The sequence below is a fragment of the Bacteroides difficilis genome (genome assembly GCF_048319815.1).
Lineage (GTDB): Bacteria > Bacteroidota > Bacteroidia > Bacteroidales > Bacteroidaceae > Bacteroides > Bacteroides zhangwenhongii.
Genome location: NZ_CP182814.1, coordinates 1,709,564 through 1,731,812, shown reverse-complemented (window position 1 = coordinate 1,731,812; position 22,249 = coordinate 1,709,564). Strand labels below are relative to the sequence as shown.

Sequence of the window (22,249 nt, the reverse complement as noted above, 5' to 3'; positions counted from 1 at the left end):
CATTTGAAATTATATAAATTGAAGTTTAATGAAGAAAACGGCCTATGAATAATCGTTTAATTTGTCTCGTTCAAAATTTAATTCTATGGAGATCCCTTACATACATAAAACAAAGATTGTTGTCATTGGCAGTTGCAATACCGATATGGTAGTAAAGGCCAATCGATTACCCGTTCCGGGTGAAACAATTCTAGGAGGATCGTTTTTTATGAATCCGGGGGGTAAAGGTGCCAACCAAGCGATTACTGCCGCCCGACTCGGAGCGGATGTTACTTTCATATCTAAAATAGGATACGACCTTTTCGGACTGCAAGCACTAGAAATATATAAATCAGAGAAGATTAATACCGAGTTTATTTTTACCGATTCCAAGAAACCTTCGGGGGTAGCTCTCATTTCGGTCGATTCCTTCGGTGAAAATTGTATTATTGTAGCTTCTGGTGCCAATCAGTCACTCTCTCCAGAAGACATTGATAAAGCTAAAGACAAAATCCGAGAGGCAGACACTATTTTGATGCAATTGGAAATTCCATTGGAAACGGTAGAATACGCAACAGCTCTCGCTTACGAATATAAGAAAAGAGTAATTCTGAATCCTGCACCGGCTTCTTCTTTAGACAACAACCTCCTGAGAAAAACAGATGTTATCCTTCCCAACCGTATCGAGGCAGAAATGTTATCAGGAATCAAGGTTACCAATCTTGCGAGTGCACAACGAGCAGTACAAGCCATTAGCGAGAAAGGAATTGAAAATGTGGTTATTACATTGGGAAAAGAAGGAGCATACGTTAAAGAAAAAGACAATTATGTCATGATTCCTGCCAAAGAGGTAGATACCATCGATACAACAGGTGCTGGAGATGTCTTTTCGGGAGCGCTAAGTGTTGCGCTTTCAGAAGGTCGCTCATTGATAGAGGCAGTAGAATTCGCAAACTCGGCGGCTGCAATTGCGGTCACACGGATCGGTGCACAAAGTGCCATCCCTTATAGAACTGAAATCAACATATAATAGAAACAATCTTAAAAACGACAAGTATTATGAAAATCGTAGTCATCGGAAGCTCTAACATCGATATGATTGCACGAGTCAATCATCTGCCCATGCCTGGAGAAACTGTGGGACAAGCACGTTTCATGCAAGCCTATGGGGGAAAAGGAGCCAATCAGGCAGTAGCGGCAGCACGTATGGGGGGAGAAGTAACCTTTGTCACAGCCTTGGGTAACGATATGTATGCCAATATGTTAAAAGAGCATTATTGCAAAGAAGGTATTGTAACCGATCAGATCATCATTGACAATCAGAACCCTACAGGCACAGCACTCATCCTAGTTGCTGAAAACGCAGAAAACTGCATTGCAGTAGCTCCAGGGGCAAATGGTTCATTATCTACCGCACATATCGAACAAATATCAAAAACATTGGAAGATGCGGATATCGTTGTGATGCAGGCTGAAATTCCCTATGAGACAATCAAGCAAGTGGCATTAATGGCTCATCAGAAAGGAATCAGAATTATGTTCAACCCGGCACCGGCATGTCATATCGACTCTGAATTAATGCGTATAATCGATATTCTGGTTGTCAATGAGAGTGAAGCCCAATACATCAGCAATAGCCTCATCAAAGAAGATAATATAGACCAAATAGCACAGAGACTTCGGGATGCAGGAGCCAAAGCCGTAATTATCACCTTAGGAAACAAAGGCTCTTACCTCAAAACCGATTCGGAAGCTTACTTTATCCCTAGTTATCCAGTGAAGGCTGTTGATACCACCGCTGCGGGAGATGTATTCTGTGGTGCATTGGCTGTTGCCTGTGCCGATGGATGTATCGATAGCCATGCCCTTCGCTTTGCCAGTGCAGCGGCAGCCATTGCCGTAACCCGTGTAGGAGCGCAACCCTCTATTCCGATATTGTCTGAAGTCGAGGACTTCATGAAACAATAACGCAATAAATCTAAGAACTTCGAACAACAACACTAAATGTAAAATTTATGAAAAGAAAGATGTCTTTATTGAGTTTAATATGTTTATTTACAAACATATTAATGGCACAGACCAGAATAACAGGTACTGTAACAGATGTCGACAAAAACCCTTTACCGGGTGTTTCTGTAGTATGTAAAAGCACTTCACAAGGAACTGTGACTAACATTAACGGTAAGTATACCATTGAGATTAACAAAGGAAACACACTAACATTTTCGCTCGTCGGAATGCAGACACAGGACGTAAAGATAGCTAATCAGACTATTATCAATGTCGTCATGCATGAGTCTACCATCGAACTGGACGAAGTAGTGGCTATCGGTTACGGTACAGCCAGAAAAAGTGATCTGACAAGTTCTATTATCTCAGTAAAACCGGATGAACTGAAGAATATGAAAGTTGGTACCGCTGCCGATGCATTGCAGGGACTCGCCACAGGTGTGCTGATTTCCAAAGGTTCTTTCAAGCCCGGAGGTTCTTCCAATATCATCATACGAGGCAACGGTTCTTTTGGAAACGGAGGTGCCAGCACTACTCCTCTATATATCATAGACGGAGTAATGTCGAATGCCGGTCTGGACGTTATCGCACCTTCTGACATCGAATCCATCGAAGTATTAAAAGATGCTGCCTCTACAGCTATTTACGGTTCAAGAGCTTCCAATGGTATTATCCTTGTCACCACCAAAAAAGGAAAAACAGGAAAAGCTAAAATCACTTTCAATGCCAATATAGGTGTACAACAACTCATAAACAAACAGAAAGTGCTTAATGCTTCTCAATTCAAGGAAATACTGGATGCAGCAACAGAGAACACCTATTTATGGGATCAGGAAGAACAACGTATGTTCAACGAAGGCTGTTCTACTGATTGGCAGGATTTAATTACGCAAAACGGAGTTTATCAGAACTATAATCTAGGCATTACCGGAGGTAGCGAGAAAACGACTTATTATTTGGGATTGGATTGGGTAGACCAAGAAGGTATTATTAAGAACACTGGTTATCAGAAAGGGAACATTCGTTTCAATCTAGATTCCAAACTAAATAATTGGCTGACAATGGGTGCCAAATTCAACGTTATCCGTTCCTCTACAAATTCAAGTAATACAGACGGGGTAGCCGGTATGAACAGCCTGGATCAAGGAACTATGGGAAGCGCCATTGCCTCCAAGCCTAGTGCTCCGGTGTTCAACGAAGACGGAACTTATTATGACAACTTGCTATTAAGACCAAATCCGGTAGCAGCCGTTACCTATTTCAAGAATAATTTCACGCAGACACGTATCAATGCCTCTTTTAATCTGGAAGCGGAGATTCTGAAGAACTTAAAGTTACGTACTGAAAACGGTATGGAATTCATCAATAACCAGAGTAATGTATTCCAGGATTCCCGCATGACAGGTATTTACAAGAATGTAAATATATCGGATAGAGAGAACGGAGAACAATTTTATATGCAAACCGAAAACACATTGACCTACCAACTGAACAAAGGCATCCATCGCCTGACAGCAGTCGCTGGTTTTTCGGCTTCCGTATTTAACTGGACAATGATGTCTACGCAAGTTTTGAATGCTTCCAATATCACCCAAAACGACAATTTGGGCACAGGTACACCCAAAACAGTAAATTCGGATAAAGTCAAGTCATCTTTAGCTTCTTTCTTCGGTCGCGTAAACTATTCTCTCGCCGATAAATATCTGTTGACTGTAACTCTTCGTGCGGACGGTTCTTCCCGTTTCGCCAAAGGAAACAAATGGGGGTACTTCCCGTCAGGAGGTTTAGCATGGAGAATCAACCAGGAAGATTTCTTGAAGGACGTAAGTTTTCTTGATAATTTAAAACTCCGTACGAGTTATGGTATCGTAGGTAACCAGGAAATCAGTTCTTATCAATCCATGGCACAAGTAGACGCAACCAGTAGCAGATACACTGATTATGTGTTTGGCGGTATACTAGCCAACGGTTCCCGTACATCTATACTTGCACAGCCGGATTTAACCTGGGAGAAGTCACGTCAGTTTGACATAGGAGTCGATTTTGGCTTCTTCAATAATAGATTATCCGGTTCTATCGACGGATATTACAAATATACATACGACCTTTTATACAATGTACCATTACCACTAGAATCCGGTTATCGTACCGCACTAGTCAATGTAGGCGCTATGAAAAACAAAGGTTTTGAACTCACATTGAATTCAGTCAACATCGATACAAAAGATTTCACTTGGCAGACAAGTTTCAATTATTCTTTCAATAAAAACGAGATCGATAAACTATACAATGACTTAGACCGGGTAGGAAATTATTTTGTCGGAGAATCAATCAATGTTATCTATACTAAACGTTTCGGAGGTATATGGCAAAATGATGAAGCTGAAATCGCCAAAATATACAATGCAGAACCTGGTGACTACAAGATAATCGACCGCAACCGCAATAATATTATAGATGACGACGACCGTGAATTTATTGGTCAAACTACTCCACAATATTTCGGCAGCTTCTCCAATACGTTCAAAAGTCACGGGTTTGACTTAACTATTTTCCTGACCTATGCGGGAGGACACAAAATTTACAATGCGTTTGCCTACCTCGATTCGTATTCGCCAAGTGCTAATATGAGCCCTGACTATTATCATAATTACTGGACACCGGAACGCCCCAGCAATAAATATCCACGGCTTGGCAGTACAAACTCACAATTGTATGAAACCGACGGTATGTATCAGAAAGGAGATTATATCCGACTGAAAAACCTAGAATTGGGATATACACTCCCCCGCAGCCTCACCAATAAAATATACGCCAGCAATATCAGAGTATATGCATCTGTACAAAATTTGGTCACATTTACCAAATATACCGGATTCGATGTAGAAACCAGCAATGCGAATCCCTACCCTGCAAGCCGGGTATTTATGGGTGGACTTACCGTTAACTTTTAAACTTATAATCATATGAAGAAGATTCTATTTATATCCTTGCTCAGCTTTACAATGTGTAGCTGTGCCGATTTTCTTGAGGAGAAAACATATAGTCAGCTTACTCCCGAAAATGCTTACCTAACCAAAGAAGGAGCCAATAAGGCGATGAATGGTGCCTACGCTATGTTACAAGACGGATTCGACTACAAGTTTTCCATAGGATTAGGAATTCTCGGAACGGACGAAGCTACCTCTTATAACGATACATACGGTGATCATGAAGTACTCCTAGACAAATATACTTATTCTTCTGAATACGATATATTTGAGGCTGTTTACATTGATTTATTCGAAGGAGTAAAACGATGTAACGTCATCGTCGACTTACTTCCCGCCGACGTGGAAGACCGTGACTTATTCGTAGCACAGGCCAAGTTCCTACGGGGCACGTATTATTTCGAACTAGTGAATCTTTTCGGTGGTGTACCCTTATGGCTCTCCGCCTCTGCTGACAAAGACAATCTTAAAAAACCACGTGCCAGTGTAGACGAAATCTACGCCCAAATCGAACAAGACCTCCTTGCTGCAGAGGAAGTTCTTCCGCTCCGCAATGTCTGGGAAGAAGGACGGGCCACGAAATATGCGGCACAGGCTATGCTTGCACGAATGTATCTTCAACGGCATGATTACGAGAATGCGCTAAAATACTGCGATCTAGTCATTGGTGATGGAAACAATTTTCATCTATATAAGAATTATGCAGATATATATGATCCGGCAAATAAAAATCAAGGCTATGAAAACATCTTCGAGATACAGCACCGTGCCAGTCTGAAATCGGAAGATGAAGGCTCTACCTCAACAGACTACTTTTTGCCGATCGAACTTCAAGGGACAATTTATACTGGATGGGCTATGTATGGTCCCACCGATTATCTATACAACAGCTATGAAGCAAAAGACAAGCGTAAAGCTGTTACTTATATTACCAGTGGCGTAAATTCAGCCGGACAAACCGTAACATTCAAACCACACTGCTTCAAATACTACAATCGTACGGCGGGATTCCCCGTCAATGACGGAGAGCAGAACTTTCCGCTCATCCGTTATGCTGATGTCTTATTAATGAAAGCAGAGGCAATCAATGGATTGCCATCGGAAACCGGAGACCAGACGAAAGCTAAGTTTCGTTGCCTAAATGACGTGCGTTCAAGAGCTGGACTTGATGAGATAGATAATTCCGGGGAAAACGCGACCAAAGAGGGTTTCCTTGAAACACTGCTCGAAGAACGTCTCCACGAACTATGTTTTGAAAAAAGCAGAAGAAAAGACCTGATACGCAATAACAAACTTCAAGAGTATGTGAAGGAACGTAAACCTGAACGTCCTGTCCCCGACAAAGCCAAAGAGTATTATCCGTTACCTCTCAAAGCAACAGATGCAAACTCTCTGTTGGAGCAATTACCAGGTTATTAACACCAGAAATCTATAAAAGATAAAATTATGAGAACAACAAATATACTAAAAGCATTTATCCTGTTTGGAATAATATCTATCTGTTCTTCTTGTATAGAGGACTACAAATATGAAGAAGTGGTAGGACCGCCACAGATAGCTTTCTCCACTAATGAAACCGAATTTACTAAACAATCAGGCAGTATCCTTTCAATCAAAGCTATTGTCATTGACGGACAAGACGTAAGACACGAATGGAAGTATAACGGTGAAGTATGCAGTGAGTCTGCCGAACTGGCATATGAGTTAACAACAGTCGGAACGTTCAAATTGGAATACACTTGTACGGACGTACATGGCTCAAGCAATAAGATATTTACTGTCAATGTAAAACCAGGCGATATCGAAGGAGTCGTTTTTTCTACAGATAAAAGTGAATTCACCAAAAGTATAGGTGAATCACTCCGTATCTCTGTAACCGTGAAAGGTACTGACCCGGCTACTCATGAATGGAAAGTCAATGGAGCAGTTTACTCAACTACTACCCAATTTGACTATCCCATTATTGAAAGTGGAGACTATGAGGTTGTATATACCATCACAAAGAAGAACCAAGAACTCAAGAAAACATTTAAACTCACTGCAATTGCCAGCGAGCATAGCAGTAACTGGTTTGTATGGCAAGATATGAAACAATATGTGATCTGTCTTAAGGACGATGAAACCAAAGTAGTCACTCACCACAATGGTAGCTCACAATTCGTAATCGAGACTTATAATGGAAGTAATGATCAAAAATTCATGAAAGGAAACTATTTCGGCTATAGCGCTGGAGATACACACCTCGAATATACGAATATCTACAATGTCGGGACAAACATGACCATGAACGAAAAAGGGGCAATTGTCAGTGCTGACGTCACCGCTCCCGGTAATTGCGCCGCCGACGGTTGGAGAGGCTGGTACTTCATTATTGACGAACATGCAAACGCACGCATGGTTCACTTCCTGGAGACCTGGGATTATACCGCAACCTACACCGTTGCTATTAAAGGCTGCATATTGACGGTATCGGATGACAAACGGACAGTTGTTCCCGTATTTTATGATAGATGCAAAGAGGATGGCGTAAGAGACCATAACGATTATAATGCCCTCGAAGGACAATACTATGACTTTAAGATAAAAGCCGTAGAAGACATGTAAAACCTAAAAAAAACAATTATGAAATTTAGATTTTTCTTATTTTATTTTCTGCTCGCATTCGTAGGTTGTTCATCAAGTAATGATGATATTGAAAAACCTGATGGCAATAAGAATGAAGAAGGAAATGTAACGGTTACCGGCGACAAAGTAACAATCAATCCATTGGCTTACGACCAGGCATTCCGGAATCCGATGATGGGATGGCGTGACGTATTTTCTGTTGGTTTGGATCCTATTCCTGACAAATACCCTCTCCCGTTCGGTTCCGTATATAAAGAGTATATCCCATGGGACCGTATAGAAAATGTAAAAACGGACGGTGTAGATAAAGTGATTGCATACAGCAATCACAGATGGGAAGGTATCGAAAAAAAGAACATCAAAGTTATCCCGCGTGTATATATTCATTGGATGGGCACACCGACTGTCAGTGATCCAGACAGATTGGACGGTATTCGTTTCCCATCCGACATATCTTACACACAAGAGCCGGGTACTCCTTATCCTATGATAGGAGGCTACTTCGATCCGACCTTTCAGGATCGTGTAAAAGAATTAGTCAGAAAAATGGGTGAAGCCTGGGACAATGACCCTAGAGTTGCCTATATTGAAATGGGCATTATCGGGCAGTGGGGAGAACAGCACTCCCCAATGATCGGAACCTATTGGAAACCTCATGATGCAGATGTACACGAAGCTAACAAAACATGGATTCCCGGAATAGAAAAGACTCTAGGAGATGCTTTCACAACCGCATTTAAAAATAAAAAAGTAATGGTGCGCTACGCATACGATTTTAAAGATTATGAATTCGGTTACTATTGGGACTCATGGGGCATTGCAGAAGAAGACGTAAGAGGATATGAAGAAATGATGAAAATGGGTGACCGTTGGAAAGTACAACCCATCGGAGGAGAAATCTGTTGGAATTGGGGAGACTTCAGCCGCTATAGCAGTCTTGCGGATATATTGTCCAACGATGCAACCCGCAAGAAAATCATTAAACAAATACGCGACCTGCACTGTAACCATCTAGGTTATTTCTCTTATGCGCGCCCTGAGGTTGATTTCAGCCAGGAAGCATTGTTAAAGAATGCGCAAACAGTTCAGAAGGCTTTGGGATACCGTTATATTTTAAGTGAGTTTACCTATACAAAAAAGATTGAAAACGGTCAGGCATTCGACATTTCATTCAAAGTAAGAAATGAAGGTTCTTCTCCTTTTTACTATAACTGGCCTGTTGAAATAATGCTTTTAAACAAAAATACAAAAGCAAAAGTATGGAGTACCGTTCTCAACAACATAAATATCAGCCAATGGTTTCCCGGAGAGAATTGGGATGATACTACCGAGAAATATACCGTCGCTCCACAAACATATGAAGTGCAACGTACTTTAACGTTGGATAAGAATCTAGCAGCAGACGAATACATCATTGCCATTGCAATACTTGACCCTGCCGGTATGGTACCTTCAATACGTTTCGCTACCAAGAACTACTTCACCGGAGGTATCCATCCGATGGGATACGTTGGTGTAGGAAAAGATATCTCAAAATATGGTATTGCTTCGTCTGCATTCAATAATATGTATACAGACCTTACATTACACTACGAAGTAGATTGATTGTATAAATATAAAACAGGACGAAATGACAAAAATATTATCAATAATTACTTTGGCACTGATCACCATATTAAGTTTCGGTTGCCAAAACAAAAAGACTATACCAGTCACTCTCCCGGATAAACCGGGAGTTATCTTTGATACAGATTTAGGCAGTGACATTGATGATGTGTTCGCTCTTCAAATGATACTTAACTACGCCAACCACGCTAAATATGATTTATTGGGAATCACCATCAGTAAAGACTATCCCAAAGTCATAGACTATGTAGATGGCTATTGCCGGTTAAACGGTTTTGGAGATATTCCGCTAGGATATGCCTACAACGGTTCCAATCTTGGTTTCAACAGAGAATGCGGAAAGTATATTTGCGCCACATTGGACACAATTATTGATGGGAAAAGCCTGTTACCTGTCAAACGCACCATGGCCGACAGTATTCCCGAAGGATATAAAATGATGCGCAAGGCCCTTGCTACACGAGCAGATTCATCCGTAATCATCATCACAGTAGGGTTCGCCACCAATTTATCCCGGCTTCTCAATTCAAAGCCCGATAAATATAGTGAACTTAACGGTATCGAACTGGTAAAAAAGAAGGTCAAACTATTATCTATAATGAGTGGTACGTACAATGATGACACCTTTAATAATCCGGAATGGAATGTACTTCAAGATCTGGAAGCTGCCCAAAATGTATACAACAATTGGCCAACAGAAATTATAGCAAGTGGATCGGAAGTTGGAGTCAGAATTCTCTATCCTCATCAGAGTGTATTAAAAGACTATCCTGGTGGTGAAAAACATCCGCTTTGTGTGTCATACAAGGCTTACGAGAAAATGCCTTATGACCGCCCCTGCTGGGACTTAACCTCTGTACTTTATGCTATTGAACCGGAAAACAGTGCTTTGGATATCTCTCAGAAAGGGAACATCTCTATTGATACCAAAGGATACAGCCGTTTTACTCCCTCGCCTAAAGGAAAACACCGTTTTCTCATTATCAATAAAGATAGCATACCTACCGTGGTTAATAAACTAGTAGAAGTAGCTACTCATATACCATCAATCCATTAACTAGCATCATTATGTATATAGTCAATAGTTATACACTGGCTGTCATTTTCTGTTTTATAACCATGATCTGCTGGGGTTCTTGGGGCAATACTCAAAAGTTGGCAAGCAAGAACTGGCGTTATGAACTTTTTTATTGGGATTACACTATCGGCATTTTGCTTTTCGCTCTATTGCTAGTATTCACATTAGGAAGTCTCGGCAGCTCCGGCAGAAGTTTTCTGGAAGACATCCAACAGATAGAGCCCCAATACATTGTCAGTGCATTGATTGGGGGAGTTATCTTCAATGCCTCCAATATATTACTTTCGGCTTCAACTTCTATTGCCGGAATGGCTGTTGCTTTCCCATTAGGCGTAGGATTAGCATTAGTATTAGGGGTATTCATCAATTATTTCAGTACGCCTAAAGGAGACCCTTTCTGGCTATTCACCGGAGTAGTACTGATTGTTGTCGCTATTATCTGCAATAGCATAGCAGCTGGGAAAAACCAGAAAGAAGGGACTAACAGTAGTAAGAAAGGTATCGTACTCGCTGCCATAGCCGGCATTCTGATGTCTTTCTTCTACCGTTTCGTAGCCGCTGCCATGGATTTAAATAATTTTGAATCACCTACAGCAGGAATGGCAACTCCATATACTGCTTTCTTCATCTTTGCTATCGGCATTTTCCTCAGCAATTTCATTTTCAATACACTTGTGATGAAACGTCCGTTTGTTGGTACATCGGTCAGTTACAAAGAATACTTCAGTGGAAAAATGAGTACCCATATGGTCGGAATTCTCGGTGGATGTATTTGGGGGTTGGGAACTGCACTCAGTTATATCGCAGCTGGGAAAGCCGGCGCAGCCATTTCGTATGCATTGGGACAGGGAGCTCCTATGGTTGCAGCTTTGTGGGGAGTTCTTATTTGGCAAGAATTTAGAGGAAGTACTCGATCAACAAACAGACTGTTAGGGGTCATGTTCGTATTGTTTATATTGGGATTATCTTTTATTATTCTTTCGGGAGGCAATTAAAGATAAAAAGCCATAGGAAAAATGTCTAACATCTTTCCTATGGCTTTTATCTTATATAGTCATTTCATATGCATCCCCCCGACAACAACTTGCCGAATAAATTCAAAATATTGGTGACACTTTCCTTATCAGGTACCGGTATGCGCAACGAGGTCTGTCCGGTCTCCTTATCTTCTTCCACGATAGAATCCACCAGCTTTTGAGTAGTTTCGGGAGAACTTAGCGCCTGCGCCAATCCCGTAAAAAAAGAAACTCCCTGCCGTACCAATTGTTCCGGATGTTCCGCCAAATCCTTAACCTCAGCATTTCCTACACTCTCCAAATTTTCTACCATCATATCCTGTTCCACTGACGACTGTTCCGTATCGAATATAGTTTCACGATTAGCTGACAATTCCGCTTTTTCCTCATTGTCATCAGCCTTAATATCACAACCGCCATTCTCGTCCATCTCAGCCGCGGTGTCGGAAGGTTCAGTCATCATCTTGATGCTGTCCATTATCTTATCCAACTTACTGTCTTCCAAGAATATCGTATCTTCACCATTATCCAAAATGCCCTCAAACAAAGAAGACTTGAAATTCAAGGTCGACAACATTCGTTCTTCTATCGTCTGACTAGCTACAAGATTAATCACCTGAATATTCTTCTTTTGACCAATACGATAGATACGAGCGATACGCTGTTCCAATACTGCAGGATTCCAAGGTAAGTCAAGGTTAATCAAAATAGAAGCTACTTGCAGATTCAACCCTGTACTTCCGGCATCCGTCGATAAGAACACACGACTATCGCGTTGTTCCGTAAAATTGTCCATTAACCGTTTTCTGGCTTCGGAAGGCACACCTCCATGAAGATACTCGTAGCGAATGCCCAGCACATCCAGTTCTGCCGCAATCAAACGGGTCATTCGTTCCCATTGGCTGAAAATCACCACTTTCTCTTCACCACTATCAAATACATTCCGAAGGATGTTCATCGTTTCCTCCACCTTAGTATCATAACGGCTTTTCTGATCGAGAATATACGTACTATCACAAATCATACGCATCTGACTAAGCAGCAACAGCAAACGTTTTCTGTCTTTTTCGCTAAGGAAACGCATTCTTGTCCATTTGTAAACCAACTGCGAGACGCTACTCTGACACTCATCATGCATCCCACGCTGCTGTTCCGTCATCGGCACAAACAACACTTTGTCCATACGTCCCGGCAACTGCAATGCCACATCTCGCTTTCGCCTCCGGATAAGCACATCCTTCATCCGCTCGCCTACCGCATTCAAATTTTTGTAACCAATCACCTTGCCCGTATCCGCCTTCACCACTGTCTTGCCACTCTTCCAAAGTCAGGTTGTCCGGCTTATAATGACAAGAAACTTTTACTATTGACCCTTTCCTTTTTTGGGCTGTTTTACTCCTCTATGCCATATTTTATATCTATAATTATTTAAACTGTAATATCCAGCAAAACATCTCCTTTTACATTCAATACCTTAATCCTCAATTCATCTTTCTTCTTTTCCAGAATCATCACCGTAGCACTATCCATCTTATATCCTCCACCAATAATGACCGGGTAATTGTTTCCCAACTCACCTTTCGGATGATAGGCATACGTATGAGTATGAGCATTCAGGCTCACATTGAAAGGTGCTTTTTCCAATAATTTAGTCCATAGATCTGCACAGAGATTCTTTCCATCATTACCATAAAGCGGAATATGATGAATAAAAACACGTTTCTTCGCTTTCTTGAAGTCTTTGGCAGATAACTCCTCTTTCAGAAAATCGACTTGTTCATTACGTAACTGTGTGAAATCATTCAAATCGTAATACACCCAGTGAGAGTCTAGCTTATCCTCTCCACAATCAAGCATGACAATACGGGTATCGCCCCAATTAAAAGAACCATAGGTCTTATCCCCTACATAGTCATAATGGTCACGCAGACCGATAGAATAAGCATTGCGAATCTCGTGATTGCCACGCATAAAAAAGTTGGAATGCGATCACTGCGTACACCTTCGGTAAGTTCACTAATAAAAGTCGTTGCTTGTTCGTGGTCGACAGGGTCGTCTACACAATCACCATTGAAAACTACAAAGTCATAGTTGATATTCTGTATCTGTTTGCATAAAGCACGAAAGGTTTTTGTATGCTGGTGCAAATCATTGAAAACAATGGCAGTGAAAGAATCTGTATCCGTTTCCGGAAGCGTAAATTCAGAGAAATCTGACTGGGCAGTATTTCCGAATACTTTCTTATATGCTTGATAAAGCAATATTTCTTGCGAACATACACGGTAATAATATTTCTGTCCCGGTATCAGATCGTTGATACGTATTTTATGTAGTTTATTATTGCAGACTACCTGCCCGTCAACAATTGTACGAGCGCGTTTCAGTTGAGTAGTGTCTGTTCCATATTCCACCCAACAATATGCCGGAACGGTAGTTTCCCACATAACTGTCATACCATTACCTATGGGATTCTGTAAATAAGGTTTAGTACGGAATATTTTATCTGCCTTTTCAGCGGTACGCAGTTCTACAAGGATAGGGCGATGATCGGAGGCCATCGGTTCATCCAACACTTGAGAGGATATAAGAGCGAAGCCATTAGCATTTGACTTCAATGCGGTAATATAATCTATAGTCTCCTTGGGATCAGGAGCCGGATAAGTAGATTGTTTAGGATTGGAGAGTATCTGGAAGTCTTTCTGTAACTCCTTTATAAAGTCGGATTCCGGTTCAGCATTCATGTCCCCAGCCAGAAAAAGAGGCTTTTTATAGGAAGCAGTAAATGACTTCACTATTTCCAGGGACTTCATGCGATCTTCTTCCGTTAATGACAGATGAGTACAACAATAAATATAATCCTCAAATTCTGCCAGAATCAAGGTGCGGGCCTCTTCTCTACCAGGTAAAGGGATAGCTTGTAAACGTAGCGGAACTTGCTTTGTCAGCAGTCCGATTCCATATTTACCTCCATCAAACTTTATGGCAGGTGCAAAACAAGCATGCATCTGTGTACGTTCAGCTATCTCACCCAGCACATATTTCTGTCCGCTCCGACGGGTCATACTGTCTACCTCTTGTATAGCCACAACATCAGGAGAAGCATTATTTATCACATTGGCTACCCGTTGAAAATTACAAATATCATCCATGCCGTTCGCATTTTTAATATTATAAGTCATCAGTCTCAATGTATGCTGGGCCTGTACCGGAAAAATAAATAGGATTACGGAAATTAGTAAAAAGATCTTTTTCATGTTTTCATTTTTGGGGGTTAATGTTAAGCCCTCAAAGGTAAGAAAAAAATAAAAAGCCACAAAGATATGAATTCATACCTTTGCGGCCTCTTATTGCCAAGAATAGCTTTTCTCTAAATGGGGGGATGAGAACAAAGCTATATTATTTACAAGGTCGATTTATTATCTTATTATTTCTTTTTCCACTTTGCGGTAGTATCCCACATTTGCGAGTCTACGCTATTAAAGTGCCAAAAACCGATTTGAGAGATTCCCAGTTCATCGGCTAGTTCAAGTAGTGCTTCTGTACTTTTGGCATCACTTGCATAAAACATATGCCGATTACCATCGGTACCATCATACAGATACATGTTTACCTTTTCGTAACATAACCAAGTAGGAGAAGGCAAAATTCCATTTATACTGTCAGGCACAGATTGATAAACCTGCCTTCCTTTAATGTCACCAGTTACAGCATAATCATTTGCATAAGCAGGCAGTGCCATCACTAATTTATCATTCGGAATGTGTTTCATCCAGAAAAGCATCGCTTCTTTAGTCCATGGATAGTTGGACGTAGGTCCAATGCCCATACAATCATCTCTGTGCTTGAGCTCGGGCTTATTTATTCCCGGTGCAAAATACATATCGTAGCACATCACTCTCACTAAATCACAGGTAGCATTCAAGACTGCCGGATCGTGAAACATCTTAGTTTCGTTATCCTGATACAAAGCCGGATAAAAACTCACGCAATGGCTTAATTTCTTTCCAACAGCATGAAGTTCTTTTGAAGCAAGTTTCAGGAATTCGGTATATGCATCCTGAATATCAGGACGCAAATGTTCGAGATCAAGATCTATTCCATCATATCCATTTGCATTGCAATCGCTTACATACTTCTCAACAAGTGCCTTTCTTTTCTGTGGCGTATCAATCGTTTCTTCATTTCCACCTACAGCCTGATATACTTCAATATGATTCTGATGACACTCATCGATAAATGATTTCAGAGGATTCCCGAAAACGCTAATGGAACTAATGATCTCTTTCACTGGCTCTACATCCTTAAAAGAGCTTCCATCTATATAGACATACCAAGGAAATACTTTTTTCTCCAAGGTGGTGGAAGCGAGTGCTTCCTGCTTGCAGGAAACACTCGTCATTAACAACATTACACAGCATATAGCTGTTCCAATTATACTTAAATACCTCATTGAATGTAAAGTAAACTGTTATTCTTCATCATAGTTATACTTCTTATATTCTATATAGTCATACTTAGCTGTATACGTTTTTGCAGTAGGCTTATCTCCTTGCCAGCCACCGCCGTCAGCAAAGGTCATTATTGAGAATCCAAATTTGAACTGTGCCGGAGTATACCAGGTAGTGAATGTTTTCGCCACTTCACCGTCTATAATCCATGCCGCCCAATATGCACCATCTGCATTAAGTCTGAGGTCAATAGTCAGAGTATGTTTACCCGGATCAATAGGTACACCGTAAACTCCCATAGACTCTGTATAACAACGTACCAGCATTTGACCTGGAACAGGAGGAATAGTACAAGCCGCACGATCATTTTCAGTACCTGCGAAAACAAACATAGAGAATGATCTTTCTTCAGCGTTAGTTGCAGCGATATTACCACCTGCCAACCATTTTTCACCTACCCCTACCAAAGGAACATCTATTTCCCATGTATATTTTCCAGCTCCTATCTCCGGACCATAAACGAAGTTATTCCCGTTAGATAGATTCAAGTTTCCATCTGCAATCGTTCCTCCATTATTAGTCCATCCAACAGGTACAAAACCTGCTTCCTCAAAGTCCCACTTCACTGTTGTTCCCTCTGGTTCGGGAGGAAGCTGACCTTCAACAATCGGCTTCATTGAATAATCATAAGGAACATATTCAAGATAATCAAATAAGGCATAATTTTCTTGAGTTGCCGCATGATCGCCCATACCATAAAGATTCTCGACACTAGATATAGCACGGAAATAAGCTTCTTCACCATAATCTAATTGTGCCCTCTTTAAAACTTTACCATCAACCGACCACTCCGCCAGATATTTCTTATTCTCTAACTTCAAATCCAAAACAAACGTATGCCAAGCTTCAGCCTTGATAGGCGTGAACTCAGAGAAAAAAGGATTAGCCTGACTAGTCACAAGACACAGCATATCATCTGGTCCGGCACTATGTGCTGCACGGTCTGCAGCCGTACCGGAACAAATTTCAAAATCCAACTCATGCCCATCGTCAAAATATAAGAATGCTCCAATACTAGCTCGGTCATTCATTCCGAATTTAGGGACATATATCCTCCATTCATAACGACCTGATCCGAATTGTGTTGTTGTTTGCACTTTGAAACGATCTCCATTAGTACCTTCATACTCTTTACCTGGCCGTGTATAGATTCTTAACGCTTTTCCATCTTCACATTCGTCATTGTCTACGATAGTGATCGGATTGATCCCTGCCACAAGTCCTGTTTTTTGCAATCCAGTAAAGTCACCGTAATTATAAATGGTTCCTTTATAGCCATCCTGAATAATTGTAATGGTTCGAAGTTCAGCACCTTTCGCTGCTATGGTCAAGGTTGCACTGCGTTTTGGACCGCTATTCTTATCAGCAGAAATTGTTAGCGTACCATTACCAGTTCCTTCCAAAGGAGAAACAGTAAGCCAATTACCACCTGCCTGATCCACTGCTACTTCCCAAGCTGCTTCTGACGTAATATCTACAGTCTGAACTTCAGTAGAGGAGACTCCGAATGTTAAAGCATTTATGGAGATTCCGCATGCAACAATCTCTGTTTTCTCTTTGAAGCTATCGCCGCATGATACTAAAGAGGCATTACATAATACACCTATTGCTAAATATAAATATCTTAGTTTCATAATGATGGTTTTTATTGTTTCACTCAGTTCTTCAAATTCGGATTAATAGACGAGTCTACAAAAGGACGGGGAAGATACATCTTACTGTCATTCCACGTGCCAGATACGGAAACAGCTTCTTTCCTAAAGACTCCAGGAGCCACTTCAATCTCCGGATTCAATTTTCTGTATTCAAAATGATCTTTAATACGATTCATGCGAAACATATCCCTTGCTCTGGTGGCAATATTTCCCCAATAATATCCGGCTATTTCCCAGCCATGTTCATTATAGGCAGCTTCTGCCAGATCATCATACGACATGGTTGTCTTATAAATATCCCGGTCTGCAACAACAGATCCATTGGCACGATTACGTACCTCATTCAATAAGTTGACAGCTTCCGTGATACTACCTGTTTTTGAACGACCTACAGCTTCGGCGTACCAGCAATATACTTCTGCCAAGCGAATAATCTGATGCGTCTTTTCTCCATTCTGATTCATCGAAATTTTCGGATTCGTATAGTCGAATTCTTCTCCAGTAGTCGTTTCTACTTTCTTCATGAAACAGGGAGCAACAACCACACGTGGTGCTTCCGGATTGGGGTCTTCCCACCAATCACGCAACTTCGTCTCATTCTTCAATATAATTTTCGGGAAATAAGATGCATCTTTGCGCGAGCCTTCCGGGAAATCATACCAGAATTTAATTTCTCCGTTCGTATCTCCCCAACCACCGCCACCATAAGCATAGTCTGCCAGGAAATCGGCTAAAGGAGCATTGGTAAGTGCATCTATTCCTAAATTATAGTAAACACCAAGTAACACTTCTGGATTATTCTTATTATACTCCATCGAATATACTTGCTTGTAATCAGGTAATAGCTTGTAGTAGTAAGTACCTTTCTTCGCAGCATCGATTACTTCTTTTGCCTTTGCAGCGGCCAGTTGATAATATTCTGTTCCTTTGTTCAACGGCCATCCCGCCATTGCCATATACACATAAGCCAATGTTGCTTTTACAGCTCCTTGACTAACAGCAATGTTTACCCCATTTCTTGCGTAGGGATCTTTAGTATAATTGGCAGGGACCATTGTTTCTGCCTTTTTCAGGTCAGACACAATCAGTTCATAAATTTCAGGAACGGTTGCCAATGGCATGTTGTAATTGATTTCATCTTTCACAACCATAGGTACCTCTCCCCAAGCCATTACAAAGTAAAAATAAGAATAGGCGCGCCAATAATAAGCTTGTCCAATGGCCGCATCTTTCTCTTCCTGGCTCACCTCCGGAGTTCGTCCGGCATTATCTATAATGAAATTAGCAGCTTTTACCAATCTCCAACGAGCTCCCCACAATTCAGTCACCCAAGTGTTATTGTCCGAAACATTATAAGTATCTACCTCACGCAACCCCTGTTTATTAGCTGCAGGGTGTGTAGAAATATCATCACCCATCACTGATTCGAAACCTGCCCAGATATTTGCATACATATCACTCGCAACTTTGGAATACATTCCATTCAGAGCCAAGTCCAGATCACCTTTTGAATTGAAGAAATTAGTTACCGCCAACTGCCCTTTAGGATCTTCTGTCAGTAAATCCTGGCAAGACACCATCCAAAGTGCTATCAATGCTAGTCCGACAGATTTGAATATTCTATATATTGTTTTCATATCCATGTATAGTTAAAAGATTAAAAGTTAAGTTTCATACCAAAAGTGAAAGTTCTTGGAACAGGATAAGAGCCCATATCTACGCCATTAAAACCGTAATCGGATTCACTGTACACTTCTGGGTCCATACCTGTGTATTTCGTTAATGTAAACAGGTTTTGAGCACTGACCGACAATTGAATATCGGCTACTTTCGTTATCTTCTTAGGAATATTATACGTAAGGCTTATATTTTTCAGTTTCACAAATGATGCATCTTCAAGCCAGAAATCGGAATCAGGATAGTTTCTATTATCTGAATTTTTATGACTTGCATACACAGCATCTGCTTTATTGGCTACTTTATCCCAACTTTTGTAATAAGCATCAGATAAAGAGATGAAACGATATACACCTGTCATAGATCCCATCGCATAGCGGCTTACATTCAGTCTATCTTGTCCTAATGCAGCATTGATGAAGAGATTGAGCGTCCAGTTTTTCCAAGTAAATGTATTATTCCATCCGAAAGTCCAATTAGGCTCGGCCTGCCCTTTAGTAACCAGATCGTCAGCACCCGGATTGGTTGTCAAACTTCCATTAGATTGATGTTTATACAAGTTGGCGCCCTGGTCATTAAAGTTTGCCCATTCATAAAGATAGAAAGAACCAATCGGATACCCTACTTTTTTAATTTGAATGGGACCACCGCCAATACTTGTATAATTCTCCCCAACGATAAAATCACTACCTGCCAGATCAATTATCTTATTCTTTAAATAAGATGCATTCAGCGATGTTTCCCAACCAAATATATCTTTGTCTGTCAAAGGAGTAGCTGTGATGGTGAATTCAACACCAGAGTTTCTAACTTCACCTTGGTTGACCCAGAAAGAGCCACCTCCGTTATATTGAGGAGCAGGTTTGCGAAGTAACAAGTCCTTAGTATCCTTCCGGAACCATTCGGCTGTAAAACTCAAGCGACCGTCTAAAACACTGGCATCCAAACCTATGTTATACTGATAGGTGCTTTCCCAAGTTACATCTGGTGTGGCAAGATTTCCAGTCCAATAACCGGTATGGATTGCATCGCTACCATAACCGTCATAATTTGTAGGAGCCAACATACCCAATGTTGTGTAAGCACCGATACTTTGATTACCAACAACACCAAAACTGGCTCTTAGTTTCAATTGCTGGACAATGTTTTGTTTGCTCATAAAGTTTTCTTTAGCAACATCCCAAGCAACAGCTGCTGACGGAAAATATCCCCATTTATTCTTCTTCTGAAACTTAGATGAACCATCGGCACGGAAAGTACCTGTCAGCATATACTTCCCTTTGTAATTGTACATAATTCGACCAAGTCCCGACACAATAGCTTCTGCGGAATAGCCATTCTCTCCATCGCGTGTCTTTGCATTTTTTGCATTCCAATAACCAACAAACTCATTGGCTAAATCACTACCGGTCAGTTTTAAATTTCTACCTTCGGCGCCACTTGCTTCAAACACAGCTGTTGCAGTCAAATGATGATCGCCGAAACTTGTGTTATAAGTCACATTATTGGTATTCTGCCAGAATAGATTCATCCTGCTCGCATTTTCCATACCACTAATTTGTCCGGGTTTTGCTAACGACGAGGTGAAAGAGTAACTCGGAACATGAGAGTAATTAGCAGCACCCTGTACAGACAATGTCAACCCTTTCATTATTTTGAAAGTCAAATCCATATTAGTATTCAAAGCATACACATATGAGTCACCATAATTTGCGACACGTGCACCATAAGGGTTTCCATTTACTGAATTATAAGGGTCCATATTATAAACGCCCGTTACCGGATCTTTCATTTCCATCGTAGGAGAATAGTTCAGGAAGTTCATAATGTCAATCCCCCCGTTATGACTGTGAGTACGTGAAGCATTAATTTTGGTAGAAAGTGTCAACCACTTAGTGAGTTCATTATCCAAATTTATCCGCAACTGTGCACGTTGATACTTGGTCGTGATGGTCATGGCTGTCATATTCAATACATTGGCTGAAATAAGATACTTATTTTTAGCCGTTCCACCCGAAATACCTAATTTATAGTCCTGACTAATACCGGTCTGCAACATCAAATTCTGCCAGTCAATGCCTTTGGAACCATTTTTATAGGCTTCCATCTCATCATCTGCAAACGAAATACCATTATATTCCTTTAATGCTGTCGCATATTCATAAGCATTCAGTAAATCATATTTTTTAAGGATGTTCGATACGCCTATAGCCACATCTGCATAAATCTGCACTTTACCTTCCACCCCTTTTTTAGTAGTTACCAAGACCACACCATTAGCACCGCGTGAACCATAAATAGCTGTTGCCGAAGCATCCTTCAGAACTTCAATAGATTGAATGTCAGCAGGATTTACATCTAGTCCACCAGACATAATGCCATCGATGACATACAAGGGGTCATTGCTGGTATTAAGAGAAGTAGTACCACGAACACGAACTTTAACTGTGCCACCAGGTAAACCATTTACGCTCGTCACTGCCACACCTGCAGTACGTCCTTGCAGAATATCTTCCACCCGCTTTACCGGCTGATCCTTAAATTGTTTGGAAGAAACAGAAGCCACAGCACCTGTTATATCTGATTTTTTCACTACACCATAGCCGATGACCACTACCTCACTCAATTGGTTCTGATCTTCCAGCATTGTAATCTTCAAACTGGTATTCGTTCCCAGTTTAACCTCTTTAGTCACGTATCCGATATAAGAAAATGATAGTGTAGAACCAACAGGAGCACTAATCGAGAACTTTCCGGAAATATCCGTTACGGTACCAGTTTGTGCATCTTTAAGGGTTACGTTGACACCGATGATAGGTTCATTGCTGTCGGCATCCATAACAGTACCCGAATACTGCTTTGCAACCTGTGCATAAGTAGATGTAACTGCTGCAAAAAGAAATAGTAGCAAGCAGCCAAGCGTTTTTCTTAGATTATCCATATACTTTTCATTTAGTTAGAATATAATGATATTAGATTTTTAGGAATTTTAGATATAAGTCAAGGCATTCAAAATGTTCCCAACATTACTCCGCCTCTTCATTCTACTGTTTTAGGATGTATTCATAGTAAATAGTCTTTTTTT

The 22,249-nt window shown here is 40.8% G+C and carries 12 protein-coding genes and 2 pseudogenes; 8 read left to right on the top strand and 6 right to left on the bottom strand.

Annotated elements, in window-relative coordinates; all coding sequences use genetic code 11:
* Nucleotides 1-85 precede the first annotated feature (85 nt).
* The 8 genes from rbsK (ACNOGP_RS06305) (at nucleotide 86) to ACNOGP_RS06270 (ending at nucleotide 11,303) form a co-directional block, all read left to right on the top strand.
* Nucleotides 86-1,009: a ribokinase gene (gene rbsK / locus ACNOGP_RS06305; protein WP_418214356.1), complete on the top strand. Its 924-nt coding sequence runs from the start codon at nucleotides 86-88 to the stop codon at nucleotides 1,007-1,009.
* A gap of 29 nt (nucleotides 1,010-1,038) precedes the next feature.
* A complete protein-coding gene (gene rbsK / locus ACNOGP_RS06300; protein ID WP_418214355.1) occupies nucleotides 1,039-1,947 on the top strand; it encodes a ribokinase in 909 nt (302 codons plus the stop codon).
* A gap of 101 nt (nucleotides 1,948-2,048) precedes the next feature.
* Nucleotides 2,049-4,943 (top strand): SusC/RagA family TonB-linked outer membrane protein, encoded by a 2,895-nt coding sequence (locus ACNOGP_RS06295; RefSeq protein ID WP_418214354.1) that lies wholly within the window; start codon nucleotides 2,049-2,051, stop codon nucleotides 4,941-4,943.
* A 12-nt stretch (nucleotides 4,944-4,955) separates the two neighbouring features.
* Entirely contained in the window at nucleotides 4,956-6,398 is a 1,443-nt protein-coding gene (locus ACNOGP_RS06290; protein ID WP_418214353.1) for a RagB/SusD family nutrient uptake outer membrane protein, read from the top strand.
* A gap of 27 nt (nucleotides 6,399-6,425) precedes the next feature.
* Nucleotides 6,426-7,583 (top strand): hypothetical protein, encoded by a 1,158-nt coding sequence (locus ACNOGP_RS06285; protein WP_418214352.1) that lies wholly within the window; start codon nucleotides 6,426-6,428, stop codon nucleotides 7,581-7,583.
* A gap of 18 nt (nucleotides 7,584-7,601) precedes the next feature.
* A complete protein-coding gene (locus tag ACNOGP_RS06280) occupies nucleotides 7,602-9,209 on the top strand; it encodes a DUF4832 domain-containing protein (RefSeq protein WP_418214351.1) in 1,608 nt (535 codons plus the stop codon).
* A gap of 25 nt (nucleotides 9,210-9,234) precedes the next feature.
* Entirely contained in the window at nucleotides 9,235-10,287 is a 1,053-nt protein-coding gene (locus ACNOGP_RS06275; RefSeq protein WP_418214350.1) for a nucleoside hydrolase, read from the top strand.
* Between the two features lie 11 nt (nucleotides 10,288-10,298).
* Nucleotides 10,299-11,303 carry a GRP family sugar transporter gene (locus ACNOGP_RS06270; RefSeq protein ID WP_418214349.1) on the top strand — a complete coding sequence of 335 codons (1,005 nt, stop codon included), beginning with the start codon at nucleotides 10,299-10,301 and terminating at the stop codon, nucleotides 11,301-11,303.
* 64 nt (nucleotides 11,304-11,367) lie between these two features.
* Here the strand turns inward: ACNOGP_RS06270 and ACNOGP_RS06265 are convergent.
* From ACNOGP_RS06265 to ACNOGP_RS06240, 6 genes and pseudogenes are all read right to left on the bottom strand, one after another.
* A pseudogene (locus ACNOGP_RS06265) lies at nucleotides 11,368-12,636 on the bottom strand (DEAD/DEAH box helicase); the annotation flags it as partial.
* A gap of 116 nt (nucleotides 12,637-12,752) precedes the next feature.
* Nucleotides 12,753-14,578: pseudogene (locus ACNOGP_RS06260) on the bottom strand (endonuclease/exonuclease/phosphatase family protein).
* Nucleotides 14,579-14,748: 170 nt separating this feature from the next.
* A complete protein-coding gene (locus tag ACNOGP_RS06255; protein ID WP_418214741.1) occupies nucleotides 14,749-15,732 on the bottom strand; it encodes a glycosyl hydrolase family 18 protein in 984 nt (327 codons plus the stop codon).
* Nucleotides 15,733-15,792: 60 nt separating this feature from the next.
* Nucleotides 15,793-17,466 carry a BACON domain-containing protein gene (locus tag ACNOGP_RS06250; protein WP_418214348.1) on the bottom strand — a complete coding sequence of 558 codons (1,674 nt, stop codon included), beginning with the start codon at nucleotides 17,464-17,466 and terminating at the stop codon, nucleotides 15,793-15,795.
* Between the two features lie 23 nt (nucleotides 17,467-17,489).
* Nucleotides 17,490-19,124 carry a RagB/SusD family nutrient uptake outer membrane protein gene (locus tag ACNOGP_RS06245; protein ID WP_009001007.1) on the bottom strand — a complete coding sequence of 545 codons (1,635 nt, stop codon included), beginning with the start codon at nucleotides 19,122-19,124 and terminating at the stop codon, nucleotides 17,490-17,492.
* A gap of 20 nt (nucleotides 19,125-19,144) precedes the next feature.
* Entirely contained in the window at nucleotides 19,145-22,105 is a 2,961-nt protein-coding gene (locus tag ACNOGP_RS06240) for a SusC/RagA family TonB-linked outer membrane protein (protein WP_418214347.1), read from the bottom strand.
* Nucleotides 22,106-22,249 lie beyond the last annotated feature (144 nt).

Bases quoted from the DNA above. Each gene is read 5' to 3' on its own strand.
- ACNOGP_RS06255 (WP_418214741.1), bottom strand. From the start codon at position 15,732: ATGTTGTTAATGACGAGTGTTTCCTGCAAGCAGGAAGCACTCGCTTCC.
- ACNOGP_RS06240 (WP_418214347.1), bottom strand. From the start codon at position 22,105: ATGGATAATCTAAGAAAAACGCTTGGCTGCTTGCTACTATTTCTTTTT.
- rbsK (WP_418214356.1), top strand. From the start codon at position 86: ATGGAGATCCCTTACATACATAAAACAAAGATTGTTGTCATTGGCAGT.
- ACNOGP_RS06245 (WP_009001007.1), bottom strand. From the start codon at position 19,124: ATGAAAACAATATATAGAATATTCAAATCTGTCGGACTAGCATTGATA.
- ACNOGP_RS06280 (WP_418214351.1), top strand. From the start codon at position 7,602: ATGAAATTTAGATTTTTCTTATTTTATTTTCTGCTCGCATTCGTAGGT.
- rbsK (WP_418214355.1), top strand. From the start codon at position 1,039: ATGAAAATCGTAGTCATCGGAAGCTCTAACATCGATATGATTGCACGA.
- ACNOGP_RS06250 (WP_418214348.1), bottom strand. From the start codon at position 17,466: ATGAAACTAAGATATTTATATTTAGCAATAGGTGTATTATGTAATGCC.
- ACNOGP_RS06270 (WP_418214349.1), top strand. From the start codon at position 10,299: ATGTATATAGTCAATAGTTATACACTGGCTGTCATTTTCTGTTTTATA.
- ACNOGP_RS06275 (WP_418214350.1), top strand. From the start codon at position 9,235: ATGACAAAAATATTATCAATAATTACTTTGGCACTGATCACCATATTA.
- ACNOGP_RS06285 (WP_418214352.1), top strand. From the start codon at position 6,426: ATGAGAACAACAAATATACTAAAAGCATTTATCCTGTTTGGAATAATA.
- ACNOGP_RS06295 (WP_418214354.1), top strand. From the start codon at position 2,049: ATGGCACAGACCAGAATAACAGGTACTGTAACAGATGTCGACAAAAAC.
- ACNOGP_RS06290 (WP_418214353.1), top strand. From the start codon at position 4,956: ATGAAGAAGATTCTATTTATATCCTTGCTCAGCTTTACAATGTGTAGC.